This window comes from Agrobacterium sp. 22-221-1, assembly GCF_053522445.1.
The window spans coordinates 45599-72367 of record NZ_JBNWCL010000006.1; the positions used below are offsets into that span (position 1 = coordinate 45599).

The window sequence follows — 26769 nt, forward strand, 5'->3', positions numbered from 1 at the left end:
CGCCACAGGGAGGATCGCGCATGCGTGTTTTTACCTTAGCGGCTGCGTTTTTTGCCGGTTTGAGTGTTTCACCTTCACAGTCTGCATCGCTACGGGTCGCACCCGTGCTTCTGGATCTTAAAGCGCCCACCGCGGCCTCCAGCCTCCGCATCTGGAACGATGCGAAAACCCCGATCAACGTTCAGGTCAGGATATTCCGCTGGACCCAGCAAAATGGGCAGGACGTCTATACGGCGGCGCAGGACGTCGTCGCCAGCCCTCCGATGACGCAACTGAAGGGAGGCGCGGAAAACCTCATCCGCATCGTCCGGCTTTCCAAGGCGCCGCTTCGGGCCGAAGAGAGTTACCGCGTCATTGTCGACGAATTGCCGCCGGCGGGAAGACCGCAATCCGGCACGGTCAATCTGGTGGTGCGCCACTCCATACCCGTTTTCTTCTCACCCGCCTCCACGAGCGACGCGGAACCGGCCTGGAAGATAACGCCGCAGGGCAATGGCTACCGGGTCTCGGTGTCCAACACGGGCGCAAAACGGATAAGGATCGCCAACCTGATGCTTTCCGGTAGCAACGGACAGGCGCTTGCCCGGCAGCAGGGCCTGGTGGGATATGTGCTTGGCGGATCCGCCGCAAGCTTTGTGGTTCCGGCAACGGGCGGCAAAAAAGGCGGCGGCACGCTGAAGATTTCGGCAGACAGCGAAGGCGGCCCCGTCAATGCGACGGCGCGCGTCTCGGGCGGCTGATCTCGCCGTTTTGACGATTGCCGCTCTGACGGTCATTTCATCGGGCAATTTCTCCGTGGCGCAGGATATACCCCCTGCGGCGCAACCGGCCTCTTTTGCCGCAAAAGAAGCGGGACAGTTGCAGCTCGAAGTCTACATCAACGATGTTTCGACAGAACTGATCGCCACATTTCGTCAAAACGACGCCGGATCGTTTCTCATCGAGCCGGAACAGCTCACCAATATCGGGATTTCCCCGGTTGAAAGCGCTGCCGGCGATGATGGCTGGATCGATATTTCCCGGCTGCCGGATGTGGTGGCGCGTTACGATGAAGGCACCCAGTCCATGCATTTCACCCTGCCGATGGCGGCGCGGGCAAACAGGGTCATCGACGCCTCCGGCAAGATTGCGCAGAAGCAAGACGAAGAGACCCGGGAAAAGGCCACGAGCGATTTTGGAGGTCTGGTGAATTACACGATCTACGGTTCTTCCGGCGGCAACAAATGGTCGGATATCGCCGATTTCAACGGTGTTTCGGCCCTTTTGGAAAGCAGGGCCTTCGGTCCGCTCGGCGTGCTGTCCTCATCGCAGGTTCTGAGCACATCGCGCCTGTCGGAGTTCGATACCCAGCGCCTCGATACCACCTGGAGCTATTCGGACGAGGACACACTGACGAGCTATCGGGCCGGCGATCTCATCACCGGCGGGCTGAGCTGGACACGCCCAACGCGGCTGGGCGGCCTGCAGATCCGCCGCAATTTCGACCTGCGGCCAGATATCGTCACCATGCCGATGCCGGAATTTGCCGGCTCCGCTGCCGTGCCCTCCACCGTCGACGTCTATGTCAACAATGTCCGCCGCCTGTCGCAGGATGTTCCCGAAGGGCCCTTCTCGATCACCAATCTCCCTGTCATCAGCGGCGCGGGCAATGCACGGCTGGTGGTGCGGGATGCGCTGGGGCGCGAAACCGTGTCCGAAACGCCCTTTTATGCTTCACCGGATCTGCTGGCGCAGGGCCTCATCGATTTTTCGGCCGAGCTTGGCTTTGCCCGGCGCAATTACGGAACCTCGTCTTTCGATTACGATGACAAACCGCTGGGCTCGGCGACGCTGCGTTATGGCGTGTCGGACAGCCTGACGCTGGAAGGCCATGCGGAAGGCGGCGAGAATTTCTACAATATCGGCTTTGGCGGCGTCTTCACCCTTGGAGCGCAGGGACTGGCGGCGGTTTCGGGCGCATCGAGCCGCTTTGGCGCGGAAAGCGGTTATCAGCTTTCCGCAAGCGTCGAAGCGGAATTGCTGGGGGTAAAATTTCACGCACGGTCGCAAAGGACATTCGGCGATTATCACGATATGGCCTCCGTCTCCGCCGACCTGTCCGATATCCGCACGGTATCCGGGCTGCTGAGCGCGCGGCCGCCGCGTGCCCTCGACCAGATTTCCGTTTCCACCCAGCTCGGTTTCGATGAGACCAGCCTCAATTTCTCCTATACGGAACTCGAAACCTTCGATGAAAGACGATCCCGGCTGCTCGGCCTTTCCGCCACGCGACCGTTCGGCGAGAATGGCAATATCTTCATCACCGCCTATAAAGATCTCGAGGACAATAAATCCTACGGCATCTTCGCGGGCCTCTCCTGGTCGTTCGGCGGCGGCGTCTCCGGCTCGGCCGGCATGTCGTCGGATGCGGATGGATATTCGCTGACGGCCGAGGTCGGAAAATCCGAAGAGCAGGCCGAGGGAAGTTATGGCTGGCGCCTGCGCGGCTCGACCGGCGGCAACGATATCGCCTCCGTTTCCGGCAGTTACCGCGGCAGCGCCGCGCGCGTTTCGGCCGGCGTCGATCAATTCAACCGCACGACACAGGCCTATGCGCAGATCGAAGGATCGATAGCGCTCGCCGGCGGCGATGTCTTTGTCGGCAACCGGATCGATGACGCTTTCGCCGTGGTGGATGCGGGCGCGCCCGGCGTCGATATCCTTCTGGAAAACCGCCCCATCGGCCAGACCAACCGCCGCGGCAAGATATTGCTTCCGAACCTGCGTTCCTATGACGTCAACAACATCACGCTCGACCCGAGCAATCTCCCGGTCGACGCCCGCATCGACCGGACGAAACAGACCGTCAGGCCGACGCAGCAGGCCGGCGCGGTGGTCAATTTCAAGGTGGAAACCGAGGGTCAGGTGGCGCTGGTGACGCTGAAAGACGAGAGCGGCGAATTCATCGAAACCGGATCGACCGGCAAAATCGACGGCAAGCGCGATTTCATCGTCGGTTATGACGGACAGGCCTATCTCGACAATATCAGCGAAACGCATCGCCTCCGCATCATGCAGCCGACGAAGGGCGAATGCGAAGCGCAGATCACCCTCCCCTCTGCCGGCACGACGCGCGCAACTTTCGAAACCCTATGCAGGAGCATCCAATGAAGGTCCTGACCCGTACCGCCCTTGCCATTGCCGCTTTCCTCTCGGCTTCACCGGCACTGGCGCAAAGCTGCACCTTCAGCATGTCGGACATGAATTTCGGCTTCGTCAATCTTGCAAGCGGCAGCGCCGTGGACACGACGGCGACATTGTCAGTCACCTGCTCCAACCCCTTGTCGCTGGCGCTTTCCATCCGCATCTGCCCCAATATCAATGCCGGAAGCGGCGGACAGTCGGGCGGCATACGTCGCATGCTTCAGGGCAGCAACATCCTCAATTACCAGCTCTACCAGAACTCGGCGCGGACAACCTCATGGGGATCGGTCACGCAGCCCGCACTCGGCTCGCCTCCGCCAATCGACATGGCGCTGCCGCTCCTGATCAACACCACGAGCCGCACGGTCTATGGCCGGATCAACGCCGGTCAGGCCTCGGCAGCGCGCGGCCTTTACCTCTCCAGCTTCGCCGGCGCGGAAACGAGCTTCACCTATACGAGCTTTACCCTGCTCGCACCGAGCTGCTCTTCCGTGACCCAGAACCCCACGCAGGTGCCGTTCAACGTGTCGGCCGCAGTGGCGCCCACATGCATCATCTCGGCCCAGAACATCGATTTCGGCAGTCACGGCGTGCTGAACACGGCAGTCAATGCGACCGGAGCGATCAATCTGACCTGCACCACAAATCTGAACTACAGTGTGGCGCTCAATGGCGGACTGAGCAACAGCCCGCCAGCCGCGCGCCAGATGGTGCAGGCGGGCGCATCGATAACCTATGGTCTCTACCGCGACGTGAACCGCACGAATGTATGGGGAAGTGCGGCGGGCGAGATAGCCACCGGCACCGGAACGGGCGGCCTGCAGACATTGACTGTCTATGGCCGCGTCCCGGCGCAGAACACACCGGCGCCGGGAAACTACTCCGATACGGTCGTCGTGACGGTGAACTACTGAGCGCCCGAACGCATCTCCGACTTCCCAAGTTCCAGCCGCCTTTCGATGCCAATGGCGGCGAGGAACGCCTCATCGTGGCTAACGACCAGCAAGGCGCCGTCATAGGCCTGAAGGCCAGCCTCCACGGCCGCAATGGAATCGATATCCAGATGGTTGGTCGGCTCGTCGAGGATCAGCAACTGCGGAGGCTGCGGGCCTCCCAGGACACAGGCGAGACCGGCCCTGAGCATCTGCCCGCCCGAGAGCGTTGCAACGATCTGCAAGGCGGCATCGGCACGAAACATGAAGCGCGCAAGCGCGGAGCGGCAGGCATTCTCCCCGGCCTTAGGGTTAAGCCGAAGGAAGTTGTCGCGGATGGACAGGTTCGCGTTGAGCAGGCTGACCTGCTGGTCGAGAAACACGGACTTCACCCCAACATGCACCGCCCCTTCGAATGGCGGCAATTCCCCGGTGACCACCGAAAGCAGCGTCGTTTTTCCAGACCCGTTCGGACCGGTGACGGCGACGCGTTGCGGCCCGGTGATCTCGAAGGACAGATCGCGAAGCACGGGGTGTTCGGCCTGATACCCCGCGGTCAGATTTTGCAGGCTGAGAACGGTCTTTGTCGCGTGCAGCCCGCTGGGCGGCAATGTGACAGTGACGCCCTGCAGGATTTCGATCCGCTCACGCGCCGTCTTCAGGTCTTCCGTCGCCTCGGCCGTCAGGCGGCTGGCCAGATTGGCATTGTCGCCGCTCGTCTTTTCGGCACGCCTTTTCATCGCACCGACAAGGATACGCGGCATGTCGCCCCTCGCCGCTTTTGCAGCACCCCTGCTATCGCGGCGGGCCTTGCGCTCCAGCGCCTCCTGCGACCGGCGCTTGACATCCGACAGACGTTTTTCCGCATCCGCGAAGTCCTGTTCGGCGGCGGCCAGTTCCAGCGCTTTTTGTGCGCGGTAGTGGCTCCAGTTGCCGCCGTAACGGGTGGCACCGAGCGTGGTCATTTCCACAATCGCATCGAGGGTTTCGAGAAGCTCCCGATCATGGCTGACGACGATCGCTCCGCCGCGCCAGCCCGCCAGAAAATCGGCTACGAAAATGCGTCCGTCCCGGTCGAGATTGTTGGTCGGTTCGTCGAGGATCAGGAAATCCGGCGCGGCATGGATTTGAGCCGCAAGTGCGGCCCGCGTGCGCTGTCCGCCGGACAGCGCCGAAAGCGGCGTGGAGGGCAAGGCATCCAGCCCGACCTGCGCGAGCGTCCCGGCAATTCTCTCCTCCAGCATCCAGTCGATGTCTTCAAGCTCTTCCAGAGTGGCCGTTCCCGCCTGCGCACGGGCAAGCACCTCCAGCGCACCGCGCACTTCGAACAGGTCGGCGACGGTCTCGTCCGACACGACCTGCACGCTCTGGCGCAGGAGATTGACGCTGCCCGAGACGGAAACCGTGCCCGCGGACGGCGACAACTCGCCGGCGATCAGTTTCAGAAGCGTCGTCTTGCCGACGCCGTTGCGCCCGACGAGGCCGGTGCGTTCGGATCCGAAGCGAAGATTGATGTTAGAAAAGAGCGGATGACCGTCAGGTGTCGACCACGAGAGGTCCGAGAGAGTGATGGAATGCGGCATGGATATGGGTTCCCCTGATGACAAGGCGTTGCGGCTTTGTGATCGGGTGGAAATCCATGGTTCACCGTCCTGTTGGTGTTGCGCAGAACACCCCCTTACGCGAAAAAAGCGGCGTGTTCGTGGCGCGGGGTCAATGTTCGGGAAGGGAACGCCGGGAGGATACCCCCGGCGTTTCGTTTTTTCAGGCCACCAGACCCTTGGTCAGCTCCAGCGCCTGCCGTTCGAACAGCCGGCGGTAGATGCCGTCATTGAGGCGGATCAGCGCCTGATGGTCACCCTCTTCGACAATCCTGCCCTTGTCGAAGACCAGCAGCCGGTCCAGCGCCCTGACCGTGGAGAGCCTATGGGCGATGACGAGTGTGGTGCGGCCGACCATCAGCCGCTCCATCGCCTGCTGGATCTGCACTTCGCTTTCGCTGTCGAGGCTGGAAGTGGCCTCGTCCAGTATCAGCACCGGCGCATCCGCAAGGAAAGCACGGGCGATGGCGACACGCTGACGCTCACCGCCGGACAGCTTGACACCGCGTTCACCCACCATCGTCTCATAACCTTTCGGAAGGGACATGATGAAATCGTGGGCGCTGGCCTGTTTCGCCGCCTGCTCGATCTGACGCCGCGTGGCATCCGGCCGGCCGTAAGCGATGTTTTCCGCCAGCGTGCGGTGGAACAGGATGGGCTCCTGCTGCACGATGGCGATCTGGCCGCGCAGGCTCGATTGCGTCACCCCGGCGATATTCTGGCCGTCGATGCGGATCGCACCCGACTTGATGTCGTAAAGCCGCTGGATGAGCTTGACGAAGGTTGTCTTGCCCGAACCGGAATGGCCGACCAGACCCACCCGTTCACCCGCCTTGATGGTGACCGAAAAGTCATCGTAAAGCGGCGTGGGATGCGCGCCATACTGGAAGGTAACGTGATCGAAGACGATCTCGCCCTTTCCAATTCTGATCGGCCCTGCATCCGGCCTGTCCTCGATGCCGAGCGGCATCTTGTCCAGCAGCACCAGCTCTTCCATGTCGTTGACGGCGCGTTGCAGGTTGCGGATATCCTGCCCCACATCGCGCAGATAACCCTGCAACACGAAGAACATCGCCAGCACGAAGGTAATGTCGCCAGGCGTCGCCAGCCCCTGCCGCCACATGATGAGGCCCGTGCCCAGAATGCCGGCCTGCATGGAGACCATCATGAAGCTCTGGATCGTGCCGTTCAGCGTGCCACGCTTCCATGTCCTGCGCGTGCGGTTATCCCACTTCACCAGCACATGGCCCAGCCGCGTTTCTTCGCGGGTCTCGGCACCGAAGGCCTTGACCACCGAATTGCAGCTGATGGCATCCGCCAGCGCGCCGCCAAGTCTGGTATCCCAGGCATTGGCGAGCCTTGCCGCCGGCGACACATACCCCATGGAAAGGCCGACGGTGACGCCGATATAGATCAGCGATCCGAGACCGACGATCAGGCCCATGACCGGCCAGTAGCTGCCGAGCACGATGGTCGCGCCCACCAGCATGACGATGGACGGCAAAAGCGCGACGAGCAGCAGGTCATTGAGCGAATCCAGCGCCCACATGCCGCGCGTGATCTTGCGGACCGTGGAGCCGGCGAAGCTGTTGGCATGCCAGTCGGTGGAGAAGCGCTGCACCTTGTGGAAGCCGTTATTGGCGACATCCGCCATGATTTTCAGTGTCAGCCGGATGATGCCGTTGAAGATGAACCAGCGCAACACCACGCTCACCAGCCCCAGCGCCACCACGATGACGAAGGCGCGCAGCGCCTTATCCGCCCCGTTGCCAACCCCGGCGCCACCGGCAATGGCATCGACGATCTGGCCGGAGAAGACCGGCACCATCACTTCGGCCAGCGTGCTGGCGATCACCAGAACGATGATGAAACCCACCAGCGCCGGCCGATGACGCCAATGGTTGAAAACAAAGCCGAGCACATGTCGATAGGCATCGGCGCGGAAATCGAGCTTCTTGCGAGTCATTTTTACCAGCCCAGCGCCCTATAATCGGCGACCGGTCCTCAAAACGGAAGTTGGATGGCACAGCCCGGGCGGGAGACGAAGTGATCCCGTCAGATCAATCGGGCTATGGGGGAAGTAAAACCGCATGTCGGGCGCGCTCAGGGCGGGCCGCGAATGGATATGACCTAGTGTCGGGTCATTCCCTGCGGGAGGGTTTCGAAGAATGCTGGTGTCATGCAACGCCTCCCTTTGTTCGATCTGACGCGGTAAAGAGATTTGTAACTCAGCGGTTAGAGCTTGCCAAGCGGGTTTTTGCAACCGTCTGGTGAGTGATGCGGAAAGGCCACACCGGCTGGGTGCGACACTATAAATCGTGGCCGATGCGACAACGGCATCGGCCACGATTTCGTCAGGTCGTTATTTCCGTCCGCAACCGGCAGGATGTGCGGCGGAAAATCGGGATGGTATCTGCCGTTACCGGTCAGTCCATCTGCACATTCGCGTCCTTGACCACCGGTCCCCACTTGGCGATTTCCGCCGCAACGTGGGTTTTCAGCTCATCCGGCGAAGAGGCGACGATCTTGGCGCTGAATTCCGCCATGCGTGCGGCAACCCCCGGATCGGCAAGCGCCTTCTTGGCCGCGGCATTCAGCTTGTCGACCACCTCAGCCGGCGTGCCGGCCGGGGCGAAGAGCGCATTCCAGGTATAGGTCTCATAACCCGGCACCGTCTCGGCGATTGTCGGCAGATCCGGGAAGGACGAGGCGCGCTCCTTGGTCGTGACGCCGAGCGCCCGCAACGTGCCGGATTTGATATGTCCGGACGAAGACGGCAGATTGTCGAACATGATGGAAATCTGATTGCCGAGCAGATCGTTGAGCGCCGGACCTGCGCCCTTGTAGGGAACATGCTGCATGCTGACGCCGGCCATGCTCTTGAACAGCTCGCCGGAAAGATGCAGCGGGGTGCCATTGCCGGAAGAGGCATAGGCATGTTTGTCCGGCTCGGCCTTCAAGAGAGCGATCAGTTCCGCCACGCTGTTGACGTTGAGCTTCGGATTGACGACCAGCACATTCGGCACCACCACGAGCAGCGAAACCGGCGTGAAATCCTTTTCCGGATCGTATGGCTTGGTCTTGAGAATGAGCGGGTTGAGGGCGTGGGTGGCAACCGTGCCCATCAGGATCGTATAGCCGTCGGGATCGGCGCGGGCCACGCGGTCGGCACCGAGATTGCCGCCGGCCCCGGCGACATTTTCAACGACGATCTGCTGGCCGAGCTCATCACCCATCTTCTGTGCGATAACACGCGCGACCACATCTGTGGAGCCGCCCGCCGCGAAAGGAACGACCAGAGTAATCGTTCGATCGGGGAAGCCCTGCGCGACCGCAGCCGTTCCCAGCATGCCGAAAGAAACCGCCGCAGCGGCAAGTTTCAGCACCATGCGCCGTTTTGAAGACCGGTAAATCATGAACCCTCCTGTAACATGGCCTCCTCGCCATGGGCGCATAGTAGCTAAAATGCACCTCAGGGCAACCCGCAGGCGGCCGGCCGCTCCCGGCAGGCTTCGGGAGAAAGAGGATCGTTATGATTTCAGACGTTCTTCAACGACCCGCCAGTTGACCAGCCTGTCGAGCACGGCGCGAATATGTTCGGCCTTGCGATTTTCATAATCGACGTAATAGGCATGCTCCCATATGTCGATGCCGAGATAGGCCGGGCGACCGACAGCGACGGGATTTTTGCCGTCCTCATATCCGATCAGCGCGAGCCGGTCGTCGTCGCCGCGCGTCAGCCAGACCCAGCCGGTGCCGAAGACCGTATCGGAGACATCGACCGCGCGTTTGATGAAACCATCATAGCCACCGAAGGTCTCGTCTACCGAAGCGGCGAGATCGCCCGTCGGCCGGTTCGGCCCGCCCGGTACGAACTGATCCCAATAGGCGACATGGTTCCAAGCCTGTGCGGCATTGTTGAAAATCTTGACGTCCGCTGCCTCTTTCGACCTGGCGGATTGCGTCACGATCTCCGCCAGCTCCATGTCGGCATAGGGCGTGCCGGCGGCAAGCGCATTCAGCTTGTCGTAATAGGCCTTGTGGTGTTTTCCGTAATGAAGACCCACCGTTTTCGCCGAAATCACCGGCGCGAGATCGGCCTCGGCGAAAGGAAGTTTGGGCTGCATCAAGGGCAGTGCGGCACGTGCGACGTGCGGGCGGGGAAAGATTGCAGCGGCGGCGGTGGCCGCGCCGGCGGTGAGAATCGTGCGTCTGGCGATGTCCATCGTATCCTCCTTATGAACGGTGATACGGGACTAACCCCGAACTGCCGTCCGGGTTTCCTCACATTGAAGGCAATTCTGTCGCAGCCCATGCTGATTTGCAGCAGGAACGCTGTATTCACACCCTCCCCGAGGGCGGGCACCTCACCGGCCCATATGAGAAAGGCCCTCCCGACGCGGAGAGGGCCTTGCCCGATCAGTATCGATAATAATCGCGACGGTCGCGATAGTCGCGATAATCTCTGCGGTCGCGCCACTCACGCCATTCCCGTCTGGCCTGACGCTCGCGCCATTCACGGCGAGCTTCCCAGCGGTCGCGCCGGTCCCAGCCGCGCTCATAACGCGGTCCGTTCGGACGGCAATAGCCGCGCGGGGTCAAATGGAAGCCGCGTCCGCAGGCATAATCCACCTTTTGAATGTGGGATGCCGACGGTGCAGACGGTTGACCGACAGGCATGGCGTTGGCACCGGTGCCGAACAGGGCGCCGAGAATTAGTCCGGCGGTTAGAATCATCTTGCGCATCTTATCTCCCTCCTTGTGGGATGAGGGGATTTAGCGCCCCGCCGGGTGAACTGCGGCTGAATGAATCGTGATCTTTTCGTGGCACGGACGCCCGCGCCCGATCACCGGCCGGCTCTTTCTTTACCGAAGTTTTGCGGAGGATTTTCCCGTCAACTGGCCAGGGCCAGAACAAACGCGATGACGATCAGCAAAGGCCCCATCCACCTGAAGTGACGAACAACCGGCGGCTGATTGACCGTATTTTTTGACAGCGGCAGATAACCGAAGCCGACACATGTCATCCACAGGCCGGCACAAAACATGATGAATTCGTCGATATAGGCTGCGATCATCGCTCCCCTCCCTCCAATGCTATCGCGATCACTCTACCTGCCCGGCAACGCCTTTAGTAGGGCCAGCTTTCGAACGGCCACCCGGACAGGGCGTGCCGGCGATGCCTGTCGGCAGCAACCGTCACGAAAGCGTTATGGAAAGACATTAGAACCGCCGCCGGCCCGTTCAAAAAATGCACGGCTGTGCAACGACCGGCCAGAGCCTTCCCCATCTTTCCGGGGGCAGCGCTCAGCAGTTCCACTCGCGCCGAAAACATCGGAGACATAGATGAAACGCCGCACCTTTATGATGTCCGCCGCAGGCGCCGCCGCCGGTCTCGCCCTTGCACCGCGCATGAGCTTCGCCGCTCCGGGCACGATCGACTGGTACACCAGTTCGGATACGAATATCCTCGATTTCTGGTCCAATACGATCAAGCCCGCCTTCGAAGCCGCCAATCCCGGCCTGAAGCTCAACCTCGTCGATGCTGGCGACAGCGCCGGCATCACCGCCATCGGCGAACGCGCCATCGCCGCAAAGCAGACGGGCACCGATCCGCAGGCCGATTATTTCGAAACGGCCGATCCGCTGCTGCCCACCGGCGGCATCGATGCCGGCATCTATGTAAACATGGCGAAAGCCGGCCTCTCCAACTATTCGCGCATCAATCCGCTCGCCATCCGCAGCGAATACAGCCTGCCCTATCGCGGCAGCCAGGTTCTGCTCGCCTATGACACCAGCAAGCTCAAGCCGGCGGATGCACCGAAGACCTGGGATGAGCTCGTCAAATGGATCAAGGCAAATCCTGGCCAGTTCGTCTATAACCGTCCCGACAAGGGCGGCTCCGGCGGTAACTTCGTCCGCCGCGCCATCCATCAGGCCAACGGCCTCGACCCCAAGGCCTTCACTGTCGACAATTACACCCAGGAAGCCGGCGACAAGGCTCTCGGCAAGGCATGGGCGCTGCTCAAGGACATCGCACCGTCGCTCTATGACAAGGGCGCATATTCCTCCGGCAACACGCAGTCGCTGCAACTGCTTTCGCAGGGCGTCGTCACCATGACCCCTGTCTGGTCCGATCAGGTGCTGAAGGCCATCGATCAGGGCGTTCTGCCGCAAGAAACCGGCCTCGTCCAGCTTCAGGATCTGGCGCTTTGCGGTGATTTCTCGCGCGCCGTGGTGCTTGACAACGGCGTCAATCGCGATGCTGCCCTGAAGCTCGCCAATTTCGTGCTGTCGGAAGAAATTCAGGGCGCGATCCTCACCGAACTCGGCGGTTTCCCCGGCGTTTCCTGGGACTATGTGCCGGCCGAACTGCGCAAGCGTTTTGCCGACATCATCCCGCAGACCATTCCGACCTTCCCGGCCGGCAAATGGGAAACCGCCATCAATGATGGCTGGTATCGCAACGTCGCTCCCAACGTCGACCGCAAGTCGTGACCGAGGTTGCGGAAGGAGCGGTTCGCCCGCTCATCGACAATACGGCAGGCAGGAGGCCAATCGGCCTCCTGCTCGTCGCCATCCCCGTGTTCCTGATGATCTGGCTCGTCATCTGGCCTGCCATCAACGCCATCGGCCGCACCGTCTGGCGCACCGGAGCGAACGGTGAAACGGGTTTCGATCTTTCGAGCTACGGCTTCTTCTTTTCGGACCGCTACAGCCTCGACAATCTTGCCGTGACGTTGTGGACAACAATGGTCTGCGCGATCCTTCTGCTGGCGATCTGCCTGCCGATCGCGCTCTACCTGCGCTTTTCGCAAGGCCGTCTTTCGGCTTATGTGCAGGCGCTTGCCATCTTCCCGATGTTCGTGCCCTCCATCATCCTCGCCTTCGCCTTCATCCGCGTTCTCGGGCCCAACGGTATGGTGGACATATTGCTCAACGCGGTCGACCTGCCGAAAATCCGCACGCCCTATCTCACCCCGTGGGGACCGGTCATCGGTCTTGTCTGGGACAATATTCCGCTGACCGTTCTCATCCTGCTCGCGGGCCTCGGCAGCGTCGCCAACCAGTCGGTGGAGGCGGCGCGGGATGTCGGCGCAAACGCGCTTCAGGTCTTCTGGCACATCATCCTGCCGCGCATTTCCAATTCCATCCTCGTGGCGCTTTCCTTTTCGGTGCTCGGCATTTTTTCCTCCTTCACCCTGCCCTATCTTCTCGGACCGGCCTCTCCCGAAATGCTCGGCCCCTTCATGCAGCGCACGCTGCGCGAAGTGCAGGATCCCATCGGCGCCATGACCCAGGCCGTCATCGCTTTCGGTTTCTGCATCGCATTCGGCCTGTTCTACGTGCGTTCGGTCGCACGCAACCAGGGGAAATGACATGACGACCCTCACGCCGGCGCGAACGCGCATGGACTGGCCCGGCATATTTTTCGCCACCCTTCTCACCGTCGCCATCGTCGGGCCGCTGCTTGTGGTGGGCACCTGGGCATTCACCGAGGTCTGGCGTTTTCCCAACGTCATTCCCCAGCAGTTCGGTTTCCGCTTCTGGGGCCAGACGCTCGGCCGCGCCGATGTGTGGAACGCGCTGATGCTGAGCCTGCGGCTGACAACGGTGGTAACGCTGCTTTCAGCGGTGATCTGCCTTCCCGCCGCCTATGCCTTTGCACGCATGAGCTTTCCCGGCCGCAACCTGCTGTTCTTCTCCTTCCTTGCTGGCCACGCCTTCCCGAAATTCGGGCTTCTGGTGGCGATTGCCGCCATTTTCCTGCAGCTCAACCTCATCGGCACCTTCTGGGGCGTCGTTCTCATCCAGCTCGTCGGCACGCTGATGTTCATGATCTGGATTCCCGTGGCGGCATTTCAGGCCGTCGACCGGCGCATGGAAGAGGCGGCCCGCGATGTCGGCGCGAGTCCCCTCAGGGTCTTCTGGTCGATTACCCTGCCGCAGGCGGGACCGACCATTGCCGCCGCCGTGCTGCTGAGCTTCGTCGGCACTTTTTACGAGACGGAAGGCGCATGGCTGATCGGTGCGCCCGGCATTCGAACGATGCCGGTGCTGATGATCAGCTACATCAACAACCAGATGGTCATCCAGTATGGCGCGGTTCTGTCCGTCCTGCTCTGGGTGCCGTCCTTCATTGCCCTCATGTTCGCCCGCCGCGTCATCGGTGGCGGCGCATTCGCCCGCGGTTTCGGCGGTTAGGAAATCATCATGTCCGTACTTCACATCCGCCAGGTCACGAAAACCTATTCCGGCGGGACCAAGGCAGTCGACAGCTTCTCGCTCGATGTCGCCGATGGCGAACTCGTCTGCCTTCTCGGCCCCTCCGGTTCGGGCAAGTCGACACTGCTGCGCATGGTCGGCGGCTTCGAGCAGCCGACGGGCGGGCAGATCACCATCGATGGCGAAGACGTCACCCACCTGCCGCCGGAACGACGGCCGACCGGCATGGTCTTTCAGAGCCACGCGCTCTGGAGCCATATGAACGTCTTCAAAAACCTCGCTTTCGGCCTCAAGCTGCGCCGCATGCCGGCTGCCGTGATCAGAGAAAAAGTGGAGGCCGTGCTCGAGCTCGTCGGGCTTTCCGGTTATGGCGAGCGCGCCACCAGCCAGCTTTCCGGCGGCCAGCAGCAGCGTGTGGCGCTCGCCCGCTCGCTGGTTCTCGAACCGAAAATCCTGCTTCTCGACGAACCCTTCGCCAGCCTCGACCAGCATCTGCGCGAGCGGCTGCGGGAAGAGGTGCGCGATATTCAGCAGCGTCTCGGCATCACCACACTGTTCGTCACCCACGGTCAGGATGAGGCCCTTTCCATGGCCGACCGCATCGTCGTGATGGCGAACGGCAAGACCGAACAGATCGACCGGCCGAATGTGATTTATCGCGAGCCGCAGACCCCGTTCGTCGCCGGCTTCATCGGCACCATGAACATGATAGAGGGCGCAGTTTCAGACGGAAACTTCATGCGCGCCGGTTTCAGCTTGCCGCTTGCCGTCTCCGACGGACCGGCCATTCTCGCCGTTCGCCCGGAAGCCATCGATCTGACGATTTCCGAAACGCCGGAAGCAAGTGTGCACCGGGTGACGGATTATGGCACCCATGGCCTTGTCGACCTTGATCTTGCCGATGGTACAAGGATCAAATCCATGGTCGCCCACCCGGATATGTTCCAGACGGGACAGGGCGTACAGATTTCGCCCCGTGCCGTCACGGCCTATCGCGACAACCGCCCAATCTACCGGAGCTGACATGAACCAGCCGATCCTTATCGACCGCGACGGCCACAGAACATGGCTCAAATGGCATCGCGCCCGCCGCCGCGCTGGCGATCCGGTCTTTACCGGCGAGCGTATCATCGAGGCGATGCGGCTCGGTGCAAGCATCGAGGTCGATCTCGTCATTCACGCGGATCACGGCTGCGCCGTCTTGCATGACCGGACGCTGGAACGGGAGACCACCGGCACCGGCCGGGTACGCGATACATCCGCCGCCACCCTGCGCCAGCTTCATTTGCGCGACAATGATGGCCAGCCCATCGATGCGAAGGTAATGCTGCTCGAAGACCTTTGCGCCCTGCTTGCCGAGGACACCGTTCATCCCGACGCCCTGCTCCAGCTCGATTTCAAGGAAGACCGGCAGGCGCTTACTCCGCAGGTGGTCGCAGGTTTCAGCGACAGCATCGCACCGCTGGTGGGCGCAATGATCCTGTCCGGCGGCGATTTCGACGCCATCGCGACGCTTGCGACATCGGTTCCTGATCTCAAGACCGGATATGACCCTTGTGAAGACGATACACTCGCCCAGTTGCAGAAGGACGGAAACTTTTCAGGCTTCATCGAACAGGCCCTGGCTACGGCACCCGCCGCCGGAATGATCTATGTCGATTACCAGATCATTCTTGCCGCCGAGGATGCGGGTGTCGATATCATCGCCCCCATCCATGCCGCCGGCCGCCGGGTCGATGCTTGGACGATCAACAGCGTCACGCCGCAATCCATAGAACAGGTGGAACGCCTCCTGCGGCTTAAGGTGGACCAGATCACCACCGATGATCCGGAAGGGCTCGCCGAGGTTTTCAGCCGATGACTGTCAATTACAGCACCATCCTCGACCACATGGTCGCCACCGCCCGCGAAGCCGGCGCATTGACGCTCGACCATTTCAGGCGCTTCCGCGAGATCGAGATCGGCGTCAAGGGACCGGGGGACTTCGTTTCCGATGCGGACAGGGACTCCGAAACGCTGATCCGCGACCGTCTGCTCGGGCAATATCCCTGGGGCCTGACCGGCGAGGAATTCGCACCCGTCGAAGGGACGGATCGGGATCACCGCTGGCTGGTCGACCCCATCGACGGCACCACCAATTTCCTCTTCGGCCAGCACTATACCATCACCATCGCGCTTCGCCGCGGCAATGAAACGATCTGCGGGCTGGTCTACAATCCCGTTTCCGACGAGATGTTCACCGCGATCAAGGGAGACGGCGCCTATCTCAACGGCGAGCGCCTGCGGGTCAATGCCAGCACCGATGTCGCCCTGATGTGCGTCGGCACAGGCCTGCCCACGCCCAATCTCCAGCTTTATCCCGGCGCCTATCAGCGCCTCGACGCCATTCGTGCGCCCATCGGCGCGGTCCGCGTGGTCGGCAGCGCCGCCAATTCCTGCGCTTACGTCGCCTGCGGCCGGCTGACCGGCTATTACGAGGAAACGGGATTTGTCGACACGGCAGCCGGCATTCTGCTGGTGCAGGAGGCCGGCGGCATCGTGACCGACTGGTGGGGCCGCGGACCGGAATTCTATGAGAAGACCGGTACGTTGATCGTCGCCAATGCCACGACCCATGCCTATCTCATGGAGCACCTGCGCGGCGTTCCGCCCAAGAACCCTACATAACGCCTTCCTCTTCGGAGCATCCATGCCGCAGCAATCGTCTCAGGCCACCTGCACCAGGTGGCCGGGCGACACCGTCCTGTAGTTTCGCACCGGCGTTTCATATCCCATGGCCCGTATCGGGCTTTTCAGCTCGTCATTGGATATGCCGCGCCTTATCCCGCGCCTTGCCGGGTCTGGCACCGGCACGGCGGCCATCAGCTTTTTCGTATAGGGATGTTGCGGATTGTCGAAAACCGCCGCACGCGGCCCGATTTCCACGATCTCGCCGAGATACATTACCGCCACACGATGGCTGACGCGCTCCACCACCGCCATGTCATGGCTGATGAACAGGAAAGCGAGGTTGAGGCTCTGTTGCAGGTCGAGAAGCAGGTTGCAGACCTGCGCCTTGATGGAAACATCGAGCGCCGAGACGCTTTCATCGGCGACGATGACCTTCGGATCGAGCGCAAGCGCACGGGCAATGGCGATACGCTGGCGCTGGCCGCCCGAAAATTCATGGGGGTAGCGGCTGGCCATATCGGCGGACAGGCCCACCTTTTCGAGAAGATCGGCAGTCTTTTCCTTCGCCTGTCTGGTGTTGCCCAGTTTGTGCTTGATGAAGGGCTCGGAAATCGCCGTGCCAACCGTCATGCGCGGATTGAGCGACGAGAACGGGTCCTGAAAGATCATCTGCACGGATTTGCGCATATTGCGAAGGCCGACCGTATCGAGCCGCATCACGTCGTAACCGTCGAGCGACACGTCGCCGGCCGTCGGCTCCACAAGCCGCATGATCGAGCGGCCGGTGGTGGATTTTCCGCAGCCGGATTCACCCACCAGCGACAGCGTTTCCCCCTGAAACAGATCGAAGGAGACGTTTTCCACCGCATGGACTGCGCCCGTCTGGCGTGCCAGCAGGCCGGAGCGGATGGCAAAACGCGTCACAAGGTTTCGGACCGACAGGACCGGCGTCTGCCCGCTCGCAACGGTCCCCGCCACCTCCTGCGGCTCGCTCGAAAGGCCGGTTTTCATGTCGAGCACCGGAAACCGTGTCGGCCATTGCCGGTCGCGCATCGAGCCGAGCTTCGGCACCGCCGAAAGCAGCGCCCGCGTATAGGGATGCTTGCCGCGCCGGAAGATGTCCTCGGTCGGTCCGGTCTCAACCTCATCGCCGCGATACATCACGATCGTCCGGTCGGCGATTTCGGCCACGACGCCCATGTCATGGGTGATGAAGAGAACGGACATGCCCTCCTCTTCCTGCAGCAGCTTGATCAGATCGAGTATCTGGCCCTGAATGGTGACGTCGAGCGCCGTCGTCGGCTCGTCGGCAATCAGCAGTTTCGGCCGTGAGGCGAGCGCCATGGCGATCATCACCCGCTGGCGCATGCCGCCGGAAAACTGGTGCGGATATTCGTCGAAACGACCGGAGGCGTTCGGAATGCGAACCTTTTCCAGCAGCCGCACCGTCTCCGCCCGCGCCTCCTGCTTCGAAAGCCCCTTGTGCCGGATGAGCACTTCGGAAATCTGGCGGCCAATGGTGAAGATCGGATTGAGCGAGGTCATCGGCTCCTGAAAGATCATCGAGATATCGTTGCCGCGCACGCCGCGCATTTCTCTTTCGGAAAGCGCAAGAAGATCGCGCCCGTTGAGCAGCACTTCACCCTCGATCCGGCTGGAGGCCGGGGCAAGCAGGCGCATGAGAGACAGCGACGTCACCGATTTACCGGAGCCGGATTCACCGACAATCGCGACGGTTTCGCCGGGCGCGACATCGAAGGACACGTTGCGCACGACGCTCTTCCATGCGCCATCAACGAGGAAGGAGGTGGTGAGGTTACGGACGGAAAGGACGGGTTTTGTCTCCATGGTGTCACCGCCCTACCGCATAGGCCTGCATCAGCCGCGGTGTTGCGGCGGCGCGCAGCAGGCCATCCGCATCGCGACGCGCGGCGGTGAGCCGCCCGACCGACCATGCATCGGCAACCGTGACGCGGTGCCCGCGGCGGCGAAGCTCCTGCAAGGTCGCTTCGCCCACGGTGCTCTCCACGGTGATTTCACCCGGCGAACTGGTGCGCGGATAAAACGAACCCGGAAAATGCGCGGTGTGGAACAGCGGCATGTCGATGGCGGCCTGCAGGTTCTTGCCGTGATGGGCATAACGCAGGAAGAAGGGCAGTTGCCACTGGTCCTGCTGATCGCCACCAGGCGTGCCGAACACCATGGACGGACGCCCCTGATGAAGCGCAAGCGAAGGCGTCAGCGTGGTGCGCGGGCGTTTGCCCGGTGCAAGCGAGGTCGGCAGGCCTTCCTTCAGCCAGAACATCTGGGCGCGGGAATTGAGCGCAAAACCGAGGCCGGGCACGATGGGCGAGGATTGCAGCCAGCCGCCCGAAGGCGTGGTGGAGACCATGTTGCCCCAGCGGTCGATGACATCGATATGCACCGTATCGCCGCGCTTCTCCGTCAGATGCGACATGGTCGGCTCGTAGACCGTGCCGGTGCCGCTCATCTCGGCCAGCATGGCCATGGTGGCGTCCACCTGCTTTTCGTAACCCGGCACGGTGCCGGGGCGCAGCTCCAGCGAGGCCTCGCCGCTTATCAGCGCGCGGCGTCCGGCATTGTAACCTTCCGACAGGAGATATTCCGTCGGGATCTGGCCGAATTCCGGATCGCCGTAATAGACCTCGCGGTCGGCATAAGCGAGCTTCATGGCTTCGACGATGGTGTGGATGAAATCGGGACCGGAGGGGTCCATGGCCGCAATGTCGAAGCCTTTCAGAAGCGCAAGCGATTGCAGCAGAACCGGACCCTGCCCCCAGGCGGGCGTCTTGGCAATCGTCCAGTCGTGATAGTCGAGCGTCTGCGGCGCTTCGACGGTCGCGCTCCAGTCCGCCATATCCTGCGCCGTCAACACGCCCTTGTGCCGTGCGCCGCTGGCATCCATGACTTCCGCAGTCCTCACGTAACTGTCGATAGCTTCCGCTACGAAACCCCGATAAAAGGCATCGCGTGCCGCCTCGATCTGGTTTTCGCGGCCGGAGCGCGCTTCGGCTTCGGTGACGATCCGCTGATAGGTCGCGGCCAGAACCGGATTGCGGAAATTGGCGTGAGGCTCGGGTGCCGCGCCACCCGGCAGCCACGTCTCATGGGATGTCGGCCATTCCTTCTCGAAGAAATCGGCCAGACCCTTGATGGTGGCGGAGACGCGCGGCAATGTCGGATGCCCGTGCTCGGCATAATAGATGGCGGGTTCCAGCACTTCGCGCACGCTCATGGTGCCATAGTCGCGCAGCATCAGCATCCAGCCGTCGAAAGCGCCGGGAATGACGGTGGCGAGCAGCCCGTCGCCGGGGATCAGCTTCAGCCCTTCCGACGTGTAATGTTCAATCGTCGCACCGCTCGGGGCCGGACCCTGTGCGCAGATGACTTCCACCTTGTCCTTCTGCTTCGAATAAAACACGGCGGGCATATCGCCGCCCGGACCGCACAGATGCGGCTCGACAATCTGGAGGACGAAACCGGTGGCGACGGCGGCGTCGAAAGCATTGCCGCCTTTTTCGAGGATCGCCATGCCAACGGCCGATGCGATCCAGTGCGTTGAGGTGACGACGCCGAAGGTGCCAAGGATTTCAGGGCGTGTGGTGAATTCATTCATTCCGATATTCCTTGTAAAAAATCATGCTTCGCGCGGATCGAGCGCGTCGCGCAGGCCGTCGCCCAGAAGATTGAAGCCGATGACGACGAGGAAGATGGCGATGCCGGGCCACATCGTCATCCACGGCGCCTGGCTGAGGAAATTCTTCGCGGTATTCAGCATCGAACCCCAGGAGGGCGCAGGCGCCTGCTGGCCGAGGCCGAGGAAAGAAAGGCTCGCCTCCGCGATGATGGCGGTCGCCACCGTCAGGGTCGCCTGCACGATGATGGGGGCGAAGACATTCGGCAGGATGTAACGCGTCATGATGTCGATGTGGTTGAGGCCGATGGACCTTGCGCCTTCGACATAATCTTCGGTCTTGACCGCCAGCACCTGCCCACGCGTCAGCCGCACGAAAATCGGCATGGCGGAAAGGCCGATGGCGATCATCGCATTGGTGAGGCTCGGGCCGAGGAAGGCGGCAAGCGCAATCGCCATGATGAGAAACGGCATGGCCAGCAACGCTTCTGTGATGCGGGATATGACCATATCCACCCAGCCGCCGAAATAACCTGAAATCAGGCCAAAGGGCACGCCGATGACCACGGCGATCATCACCGAGACGACGCCCGCCATCAGCGAGGCGCGCGCGCCATAGATCATGCGGGAGAGGATGTCTCGGCCGAGATCGTCGGTGCCGAGCCAATGGGCGGCCGAGGGCGCCTTGCGGATGGCCGACCAGCTGGTCGCCACCGGATCGGCAATCGGCAGGATCGGCGCGGCGATGGCAAGGACGGCGAAAAACAGCACGATAACCATGCCGACAAGCGCGGATTTGTTGCGCTTCATCTTCTTCCAGGCGCGGCTTTCCTGCCGCGTTACCGCTACGGAGAGGTTTTGATCGAGAACGGTCATGATATCGGGGCCTCAGATCGTCGCCCTGAGGCGGGGGTTGAGCAGGACATAGGCAATGTCGGCCAGAAGGTTCATGAGGATGAAACCGACGGCGGTGCAAAGAACGATGCCCTGCACGACGGCGTAATCGCGGGTGAACACCGCATCGACCGTCATCTTGCCGAAGCCGGGAATGGTGAATATCTGCTCCGTCAGCACCGCGCCGGCCAGTAACTCTCCGAAAAGCAGCGCCAGCAATGTGATGACGGGCAGAAGCGCATTGCGGAAACTATGCGACAGGATGATCTCGCGCGGCGAAAGCCCCTTGGCGCGGGCGGTGCGGATATAATCGGAACTGAGCACCGCCACCATCGCCGAACGTGTATGGCGCATCAGCGTCGCCGCAAGCGCGTTGCCCAACACGAAGGCCGGCATGATCATGGTTTCGATGGAGCGGACGGGATCGACAAATATCGATTCATAGCCGGATGCCGGCAACCAGCCGAGTTTGACCGACACCAGCAGGATCAGCATGATGCCGAGCCAGAAGTTCGGGATGGAGAGGCCGGAAAGCGCCACGATATTGGCCGTGTAGTCGATCCACGTATTCTTCTTGACGGCGGCCAGAATGCCGATGGGAATGCCGATGACCATGGCAAAGAACATCGCCATCACCGCAAGCTGAATGGTGACCGGCAGCTTCTGGCCGATAAGCTCCAGCACCGGCTGGTTGGTGCGCAGCGAAATGCCGAAATCGCCCGTCACGACGCCGCCCAGCCAGTTGAGATATTGCAGTGGAACGGGGTCGTTCAGGCGATATTTCTCCCGCAGGAATTCAATCGTCGCCGGATCGCGCTCCTCGCCAGCCATGGCAAGCACCGGATCGCCCGGCAGCAGTTTCTGCAGCGAGAAGACGAAGATGGAGATGATCAGAAGCGTCGGGATCGCGACCAGCAGTCGCTTGCCGATATAAACAGGCATGGCATGGCCCTCGTTCGTGCCAATTCGTGAGGGCCGCACGGCAAGGCCGTGCGGCGCATGCGAAGCGTTCAGTCCTTGGAAACGCCGAGAAGGCGGATCATGCCATCCGGCGACGGCGCCCAGCCCGTAACCTTGTTGGAAATGGCATAGGCATAGGGCTGGTGGCCGAGATAGATGATCGGCATGTCATCGTTGAGGATGACGCTCGCGGCATCGTATTTTTCCTTGCGCACCGCATCCTCGGTCGAGGCGCGGGCCTCGTTCAGCAGCTTGTCGACCTCGGGATTGCAATATTTCACATCGTTGATGCCGCCCTTGCAGGTGACGAACTGATGCAGATTGCCATCCGGATCGATACGTCCCGACCAGTCGGAACGGCTGAGCTGGTAGTTACCGGCGGTCTGCTCGGACAGAAGCGTCGCAAATTCCGTGGCCTTCAGGGTGACGTTGAAGCCCGCTTCCGCGACCATCGATTGGATGACCTGCATCATCTGCGTCTGCGTCGTGTTGTTGGCGTGCTGAAGCTCGATGTCGAGCTTTTCGTAACCCGCCTCCTTCATCAGCGCTTTGGCCTTGTCGATATCTCGCGCCGGCACCGGCAGGTTCTGGTTGAACCACGGGCTTGTGGGCGGGAAGGCCTGATTGCCGGCCTTGGACGTGCCCTCGAAAACGATCTGGCCGATGGCTTCCCGGTCTATCGCATAGGAAAAGGCCTGACGCAGGCGCTTGTCCTTGCCGAGCGGATTATCCGCACGCGAACCATTGTTGATATTGACATACATGGCCATGTAGCCCGGTCCGATGACATCCGCATAGGTCAGATTGGCGTCGTTCTTGACGGACTCGGCATCGGAGGCCGAGATGCGCTCGGCGATATCGAGGTCTCCCGAGCGAAGATTGGCAAGCTTCACGGTCGTATCGGGGATCGGCAGATAAACGACCCTGTCGACCAGAATTTTGTCCTTGTCCCAATAATCGGCGAATTTCTCGAGCACGATACGGTCCTGCTGGATGCGCTCGACGAATTTGAACGGTCCCGCGCAGACCGGCTTCGAACCGAAATTCGCGCCCAGTTCCTTGGCCGCCTTCGGCGCGACGATCATGCCGGCGCGGTCGGAAAGCTGCGCCAGCAGCGTGACGTCAGGCGTCTTCAGGGTGAATTTGACGTCCAGAGGCCCGGTGGCTTCGACCTTTTCGACCGAGGAAAGCTCGCTCTTGCGGCGGGATTCCGGCAGGGTCATGTTGCGCTCGATGGTGGCGACCACAGCCGCCGCATCCAGTGTCTCGCCGTCGTGGAATTTCACTCCGTCGCGGATCTTCATCGTCAGCACCTTGCCGCCCTCGGACCAGGCCCATTCGGTGGCAAGCTGGGGAACGATCTTCATGTCCTGCGAAATGTCGACGAGCTTGTCGCACATGGCGGTGTAAACGATACGGCCGACGAAGGTGCGCGATTGCGCAGGGTCGAGAACGTCTGCGTCATCGTTAAGGCCGATGCGCAATTCGGACGAAATGGCCGGCGTGGACAGGAATACGCCGGCCAATAAGGCCGCAGTCAATGTCTTGATTTTCTTCATGTTCTATCCTCTGGTCTGGTTATCTTTGTTTTCATTGGCCGGCCCTGAAAGGCCGGCAGGTCTGCCCTGCTGCCTATGAGGCCGGCGTGAGCGGATTATCGGCATCGCCCGTGCCGCGGGCGGCAATGTCTTCTCCGGTTTTCTCCTCCAGAAAGCCGAGCGAGGTGGCGCGGATCAGCCTTTCCTGATGCATGAGAAGGTGCTGACGCATCGCTTCGCCGGCTCTTGCGGGGTCGCGGTCGGCGATGGCATCGACGATCGCTATGTGCTGCTCGAAGGAAGCCTTGCCGTTCGTGCCGCTGCGGCGCGCCAGTTCCCGTATCGACTGCCATGCATCGTCCTGGCGAATGCGGTTGACGACATCGAAGATGGACAGGAACAATTTGTTGCCGGCGCTCTGGGCGATCTGGCGGTGAAGTGAACCATCCCACAACTCCTTGGCGTCGGCATCCGTGCTCTGGCCGGTCTTCTGGACGAGGGCGCGCATGCGTTCCACCTCGGCAGGCTTGGCGCGCATGGCCGCAAGCTGCGCCAGCTGCGGTTCGATGCGCAGGCGCACTTCCATGATTTCCATGATATCCGTGCCGGCGACGAGTTCTGTGACCTGAGCGGACCAATCGTCCGGCTTTTCACCCACAAAGGTTCCCGCCCCCTGCCGCCGCCAGATCAGACCTTCGGCTTCCAGAACTTCAAGAGCGCGACGGACCGCACGCCGGCCGACATTGAAGGTTTCCGCGAAGGCCCGCTCCGTCGGCAGGCGACGATCTTTCGCAAGATCCTGCGTCTGAATGTACTCCCGCAACTTCGCCAGAGCGTAGTTGGAGTTGTCGTTAGGGTTCACCGTCAAGTCGCACCATTTATTGAACCAATCCTATATTGGTTCATTTGGTGAGAAATTTTTGCCGCCGTCAAGCTTATTTTTGAGCGACAATAACTGGCGCTCAAAATATGGGCATGTGGCGTTTTTTGAAGGTGAACGGTGGGCGGTTAGGCGTCATGGACGCACCCGCCCCTCCTAAAGATTAATGGAGAGCCTGATGCGCCCCGACACGCGCTCGCCGGGAGCAACCGTCCCGAGACCCTGCCCTTCCCGCTGCGCCTGCGGCAAACCAAGCGCTCCGGCGGCCATGGAAACGGGCTCAAGACAGAGATAGCGCTCCATGCGGTGCACAGCCAGATGGCCGAAAACGGGATCGGCTTCGAGCTGTAGTGAAAACCTGTCGAAGTCGACCCGCGCGCTTGACCAATCGGTGAAATGCAATGTGTATCCCGTTGCGGCGGGAATGGCGGGGTTCGGGCGAGGTATTGCCGGCTGGCCGGTTGGCACGTTCTGCGCGTCCAGAGGATATTGCAGTTTGGCGTCCGTCCGCGCGTCGCAACCGAGCCCGGCGGCAAAATAGGGATGCCAGCCCAGCGACATCGGCGCTGGCCCATTCGCGAAATTGGTTATCGACAGCCCCACGGTAAGGCTGTCGTCCTCCAGCAGAAAAGACTGCTCGGCGCGGAAGGAAAAAGGCCACTCTCCGTCAGCCTCGTAGTCCAAGACCAGTGAGACCCGATCCGGAGACAGATCTGAAATCGCCCACGGCCGGCGGTGAGCCGGGCCATGCATGGCGTCAGGCGCAAGCGCCGGATGCGGCAGCAGGTCATGGCGGATACCCGCATGGACGAAGGACCCGTCATAGAGGCGGTTGTGATAGGGAAACAGCGGATATGCGCCGGCCCTCGGCCAGTTGAACGGCTCGAACTCCTGCTCCGTTGTCGGCACCAGAATATCGCCGTAGTCCTTGTGCCGCAGATGGGTCATTCTCCCACCCCAGGCGGGGCGCAGGCGGGCGGAGAGCCGCCCGCAGGCAATCGCAACCGTTTCAGGCGAAGGCATAGGAGCCGTCAGGCCGTTTCGGCACCCGTCTTTGCCAGTGAACATAGCCATCTTCCTGCATGGCTTTTTCATCCATCTCCACGCCCCAGCCGGGGCGGTCCGGCCTCAGTTCCAGATACCCGTCCTTCGGCAGGTAGGGGTCGACGACATAGCGGGTTTCATCCTCGCGTTTTTCGAGATCGGTGCCGCCATAAACGTAGCATTGCCCTTTCGGCAGCCGGTATTCGAGAATGCGGAAATTCTGCTGGGCGGCGGAGAAGTGCACATTGACGGCGGTGGCGAGCGGTCCCATCGGGTTATGCGGAGCGATGCTGACGAAATGGGATTCCGCAAGCGTGGCAATGCGGCGCATCTCCGAAATGCCGCCGACGACGCAGATGTCGGGCTGAATGATATCCGCACCCTTCACTTGAAGAAGACGCAGGAATTCATTGCGATTATAAAGGCTTTCACCCGTTGCCAGCGTGCAGTTCAGCCCCTGTTTTAAGTCTCCCCACATTTCGATGTTTTCGGGACGCAAAGGCTCTTCGAAGAACAGCGGATCGTAAGGGGCAAGCGCATTGCCAAGCTGGCGGGCGGCCGCTGGCTCGAAAATCTTGGCATGGGCGTCGAAGGCGATGTCGTAGTCGGGCCGCACGGTTTCGCGAAGCGAGCGGAAATATTCGGCGGAACTGCGCACCACCTCCCCCCAGCGATGGGCGTGAATATCGACGCGCCATGGGCTGAGCTTGAAGGCTGTGAAGCCCCAGTCCTCGTTCAGACGGTCGAATTCCTCCTTCGCCGCCGGCGCATCCGGAGCGGTGTAGACACCGGCATAGACCTTGATACGGTCGCGCACTTCGCCGCCCAGCAGCTTGTAGACCGGCACGCCCGCCGCCTTGGCTGCGAGGTCCCAGAGGCAATGATCGAGCGCCGAGATGGCGGACAGACCGAGCGCGCCGGGCGGAAAGCGGTTCTGCTGGAGCAGGAGGTTGTAGAGATATTCCACCCGTGTCGGGTCCTGCCCGGCAAGGAAGCTGTAGAGGTAGTCCAGCACCGGCGGCAGGGCGAGATCGGGGCCGTGATTGTAACATTCACCCCAGCCGGTCAAACCGTCATCGGTATCGAGAGCGACGATGACACGGGGGCGGTCCTTGTCGCGGGTGACGAATACCCGCATACGATCGATTTTCATGCTTCAGTCTTCCTCATGAATTGCAGCGTGCAA

General features: G+C 61.5%; 23 protein-coding genes. 9 read left to right on the forward strand and 14 right to left on the reverse strand.

Features of this window, described 5'->3' with window-relative positions:
• Positions 1-20 precede the first annotated feature (20 nt).
• From ACQZ5N_RS11055 to ACQZ5N_RS11065, 3 genes are read left to right on the forward strand one after another with little or no spacing between them, the layout of a single operon-like run.
• Positions 21-740, forward strand: a complete 720-nt coding sequence (locus ACQZ5N_RS11055) for a fimbrial biogenesis chaperone (protein WP_448732898.1) — start codon at positions 21-23, stop codon at positions 738-740.
• Positions 712-3150: a fimbria/pilus outer membrane usher protein gene (locus ACQZ5N_RS11060; protein WP_448732899.1), complete on the forward strand. Its 2439-nt coding sequence runs from the start codon at positions 712-714 to the stop codon at positions 3148-3150. The genes ACQZ5N_RS11055 and ACQZ5N_RS11060 overlap by 29 nt, the downstream gene beginning before the upstream one ends.
• Positions 3147-4097: a Csu type fimbrial protein gene (locus ACQZ5N_RS11065; protein ID WP_448732900.1), complete on the forward strand. Its 951-nt coding sequence runs from the start codon at positions 3147-3149 to the stop codon at positions 4095-4097. The genes ACQZ5N_RS11060 and ACQZ5N_RS11065 overlap by 4 nt, the downstream gene beginning before the upstream one ends.
• On the opposite strand, the gene ACQZ5N_RS11070 is transcribed toward ACQZ5N_RS11065, so the two are convergent.
• From ACQZ5N_RS11070 to ACQZ5N_RS11095, 6 genes are all read right to left on the reverse strand, one after another.
• Complete coding sequence (locus ACQZ5N_RS11070) at positions 4091-5698, reverse strand: ABC-F family ATP-binding cassette domain-containing protein (protein ID WP_448732901.1); 1608 nt, start codon at positions 5696-5698, stop codon at positions 4091-4093. The two genes, ACQZ5N_RS11065 and ACQZ5N_RS11070, sit on opposite strands and share 7 nt — an antisense overlap.
• A gap of 181 nt (positions 5699-5879) precedes the next feature.
• Positions 5880-7682, reverse strand: coding sequence for an ABC transporter ATP-binding protein (locus ACQZ5N_RS11075; RefSeq protein ID WP_448732902.1), 1803 nt, complete (start codon positions 7680-7682; stop codon positions 5880-5882).
• Between the two features lie 460 nt (positions 7683-8142).
• On the reverse strand, positions 8143-9132 hold the full coding sequence (locus ACQZ5N_RS11080) for a Bug family tripartite tricarboxylate transporter substrate binding protein (RefSeq protein WP_059756400.1): 990 nt from the start codon (positions 9130-9132) through the stop codon (positions 8143-8145).
• Between the two features lie 114 nt (positions 9133-9246).
• Entirely contained in the window at positions 9247-9942 is a 696-nt protein-coding gene (locus ACQZ5N_RS11085; protein WP_448732903.1) for a superoxide dismutase, read from the reverse strand.
• Between the two features lie 193 nt (positions 9943-10135).
• Positions 10136-10462, reverse strand: a complete 327-nt coding sequence (locus ACQZ5N_RS11090) for a GCG_CRPN prefix-to-repeats domain-containing protein (protein ID WP_020810616.1) — start codon at positions 10460-10462, stop codon at positions 10136-10138.
• A 149-nt stretch (positions 10463-10611) separates the two neighbouring features.
• Complete coding sequence (locus ACQZ5N_RS11095) at positions 10612-10794, reverse strand: hypothetical protein (RefSeq protein ID WP_020810615.1); 183 nt, start codon at positions 10792-10794, stop codon at positions 10612-10614.
• 268 nt (positions 10795-11062) lie between these two features.
• On the opposite strand from ACQZ5N_RS11095, the gene ACQZ5N_RS11100 reads away from it, so the two are divergent.
• Genes ACQZ5N_RS11100 through ACQZ5N_RS11125 form a run of 6 tightly spaced genes read left to right on the forward strand, consistent with a single transcriptional unit; the run spans position 11063 to position 16609 of the window.
• On the forward strand, positions 11063-12214 hold the full coding sequence (locus tag ACQZ5N_RS11100; RefSeq protein WP_425644609.1) for an extracellular solute-binding protein: 1152 nt from the start codon (positions 11063-11065) through the stop codon (positions 12212-12214).
• The gene (locus tag ACQZ5N_RS11105) at positions 12211-13095 is read left to right on the forward strand and encodes an ABC transporter permease (RefSeq protein ID WP_269832454.1); all 885 of its coding nucleotides are present in this window, start codon (positions 12211-12213) and stop codon (positions 13093-13095) included. The genes ACQZ5N_RS11100 and ACQZ5N_RS11105 overlap by 4 nt, the downstream gene beginning before the upstream one ends.
• Before the next feature lies 1 nt (position 13096).
• Positions 13097-13921 (forward strand): ABC transporter permease, encoded by an 825-nt coding sequence (locus ACQZ5N_RS11110; RefSeq protein WP_003521664.1) that lies wholly within the window; start codon positions 13097-13099, stop codon positions 13919-13921.
• Between the two features lie 9 nt (positions 13922-13930).
• The gene (locus ACQZ5N_RS11115) at positions 13931-14965 is read left to right on the forward strand and encodes an ABC transporter ATP-binding protein (protein ID WP_425644610.1); all 1035 of its coding nucleotides are present in this window, start codon (positions 13931-13933) and stop codon (positions 14963-14965) included.
• 1 nt (position 14966) lies between these two features.
• The gene (locus ACQZ5N_RS11120) at positions 14967-15803 is read left to right on the forward strand and encodes a glycerophosphodiester phosphodiesterase (protein ID WP_425644611.1); all 837 of its coding nucleotides are present in this window, start codon (positions 14967-14969) and stop codon (positions 15801-15803) included.
• Positions 15800-16609, forward strand: coding sequence for an inositol monophosphatase family protein (locus tag ACQZ5N_RS11125; protein WP_448732904.1), 810 nt, complete (start codon positions 15800-15802; stop codon positions 16607-16609). Before ACQZ5N_RS11120 ends, ACQZ5N_RS11125 begins: the two co-directional genes overlap by 4 nt.
• Positions 16610-16648: 39 nt before the next feature.
• Here ACQZ5N_RS11125 and ACQZ5N_RS11130 read toward each other — a convergent pair whose 3' ends face one another.
• From ACQZ5N_RS11130 to ACQZ5N_RS11165, 8 genes are all read right to left on the reverse strand, one after another.
• The gene (locus ACQZ5N_RS11130) at positions 16649-18460 is read right to left on the reverse strand and encodes an ABC transporter ATP-binding protein (protein ID WP_448732905.1); all 1812 of its coding nucleotides are present in this window, start codon (positions 18458-18460) and stop codon (positions 16649-16651) included.
• Positions 18461-18464: 4 nt separating this feature from the next.
• A complete protein-coding gene (locus tag ACQZ5N_RS11135) occupies positions 18465-20249 on the reverse strand; it encodes a gamma-glutamyltransferase family protein (protein WP_262530645.1) in 1785 nt (594 codons plus the stop codon).
• 21 nt (positions 20250-20270) lie between these two features.
• A complete protein-coding gene (locus ACQZ5N_RS11140; protein ID WP_003521670.1) occupies positions 20271-21143 on the reverse strand; it encodes an ABC transporter permease in 873 nt (290 codons plus the stop codon).
• 12 nt (positions 21144-21155) lie between these two features.
• Positions 21156-22103 (reverse strand): ABC transporter permease, encoded by a 948-nt coding sequence (locus ACQZ5N_RS11145; protein WP_006311351.1) that lies wholly within the window; start codon positions 22101-22103, stop codon positions 21156-21158.
• A 68-nt stretch (positions 22104-22171) separates the two neighbouring features.
• Positions 22172-23680 (reverse strand): ABC transporter substrate-binding protein, encoded by a 1509-nt coding sequence (locus tag ACQZ5N_RS11150; RefSeq protein WP_448732906.1) that lies wholly within the window; start codon positions 23678-23680, stop codon positions 22172-22174.
• Between the two features lie 73 nt (positions 23681-23753).
• On the reverse strand, positions 23754-24527 hold the full coding sequence (locus tag ACQZ5N_RS11155; RefSeq protein WP_448732907.1) for a FadR/GntR family transcriptional regulator: 774 nt from the start codon (positions 24525-24527) through the stop codon (positions 23754-23756).
• Between the two features lie 168 nt (positions 24528-24695).
• Positions 24696-25562: an aldose 1-epimerase gene (locus ACQZ5N_RS11160; protein WP_448732908.1), complete on the reverse strand. Its 867-nt coding sequence runs from the start codon at positions 25560-25562 to the stop codon at positions 24696-24698.
• The gene (locus ACQZ5N_RS11165; protein ID WP_448732909.1) at positions 25549-26736 is read right to left on the reverse strand and encodes a galactarate dehydratase; all 1188 of its coding nucleotides are present in this window, start codon (positions 26734-26736) and stop codon (positions 25549-25551) included. Before ACQZ5N_RS11165 ends, ACQZ5N_RS11160 begins: the two co-directional genes overlap by 14 nt.
• Positions 26737-26769 lie beyond the last annotated feature (33 nt).

Excerpts from the sequence above, each read along its gene's own strand:
- ACQZ5N_RS11130 (WP_448732905.1), bottom strand. The coding sequence starts at position 18,460 with ATGGAGACAAAACCCGTCCTTTCCGTCCGTAACCTCACCACCTCCTTC.
- ACQZ5N_RS11075 (WP_448732902.1), bottom strand. The coding sequence starts at position 7,682 with ATGACTCGCAAGAAGCTCGATTTCCGCGCCGATGCCTATCGACATGTG.
- ACQZ5N_RS11090 (WP_020810616.1), bottom strand. The coding sequence starts at position 10,462 with ATGCGCAAGATGATTCTAACCGCCGGACTAATTCTCGGCGCCCTGTTC.
- ACQZ5N_RS11100 (WP_425644609.1), top strand. The coding sequence starts at position 11,063 with ATGAAACGCCGCACCTTTATGATGTCCGCCGCAGGCGCCGCCGCCGGT.
- ACQZ5N_RS11135 (WP_262530645.1), bottom strand. The coding sequence starts at position 20,249 with ATGAATGAATTCACCACACGCCCTGAAATCCTTGGCACCTTCGGCGTC.
- ACQZ5N_RS11150 (WP_448732906.1), bottom strand. The coding sequence starts at position 23,680 with ATGAAGAAAATCAAGACATTGACTGCGGCCTTATTGGCCGGCGTATTC.
- ACQZ5N_RS11140 (WP_003521670.1), bottom strand. The coding sequence starts at position 21,143 with ATGACCGTTCTCGATCAAAACCTCTCCGTAGCGGTAACGCGGCAGGAA.
- ACQZ5N_RS11055 (WP_448732898.1), top strand. The coding sequence starts at position 21 with ATGCGTGTTTTTACCTTAGCGGCTGCGTTTTTTGCCGGTTTGAGTGTT.
- ACQZ5N_RS11085 (WP_448732903.1), bottom strand. The coding sequence starts at position 9,942 with ATGGACATCGCCAGACGCACGATTCTCACCGCCGGCGCGGCCACCGCC.
- ACQZ5N_RS11095 (WP_020810615.1), bottom strand. The coding sequence starts at position 10,794 with ATGATCGCAGCCTATATCGACGAATTCATCATGTTTTGTGCCGGCCTG.
- ACQZ5N_RS11120 (WP_425644611.1), top strand. The coding sequence starts at position 14,967 with ATGAACCAGCCGATCCTTATCGACCGCGACGGCCACAGAACATGGCTC.
- ACQZ5N_RS11115 (WP_425644610.1), top strand. The coding sequence starts at position 13,931 with ATGTCCGTACTTCACATCCGCCAGGTCACGAAAACCTATTCCGGCGGG.
- ACQZ5N_RS11080 (WP_059756400.1), bottom strand. The coding sequence starts at position 9,132 with ATGATTTACCGGTCTTCAAAACGGCGCATGGTGCTGAAACTTGCCGCT.
- ACQZ5N_RS11125 (WP_448732904.1), top strand. The coding sequence starts at position 15,800 with ATGACTGTCAATTACAGCACCATCCTCGACCACATGGTCGCCACCGCC.
- ACQZ5N_RS11145 (WP_006311351.1), bottom strand. The coding sequence starts at position 22,103 with ATGCCTGTTTATATCGGCAAGCGACTGCTGGTCGCGATCCCGACGCTT.
- ACQZ5N_RS11060 (WP_448732899.1), top strand. The coding sequence starts at position 712 with ATGCGACGGCGCGCGTCTCGGGCGGCTGATCTCGCCGTTTTGACGATT.
- ACQZ5N_RS11165 (WP_448732909.1), bottom strand. The coding sequence starts at position 26,736 with ATGAAAATCGATCGTATGCGGGTATTCGTCACCCGCGACAAGGACCGC.
- ACQZ5N_RS11065 (WP_448732900.1), top strand. The coding sequence starts at position 3,147 with ATGAAGGTCCTGACCCGTACCGCCCTTGCCATTGCCGCTTTCCTCTCG.
- ACQZ5N_RS11110 (WP_003521664.1), top strand. The coding sequence starts at position 13,097 with ATGACGACCCTCACGCCGGCGCGAACGCGCATGGACTGGCCCGGCATA.
- ACQZ5N_RS11070 (WP_448732901.1), bottom strand. The coding sequence starts at position 5,698 with ATGCCGCATTCCATCACTCTCTCGGACCTCTCGTGGTCGACACCTGAC.
- ACQZ5N_RS11160 (WP_448732908.1), bottom strand. The coding sequence starts at position 25,562 with ATGCCTTCGCCTGAAACGGTTGCGATTGCCTGCGGGCGGCTCTCCGCC.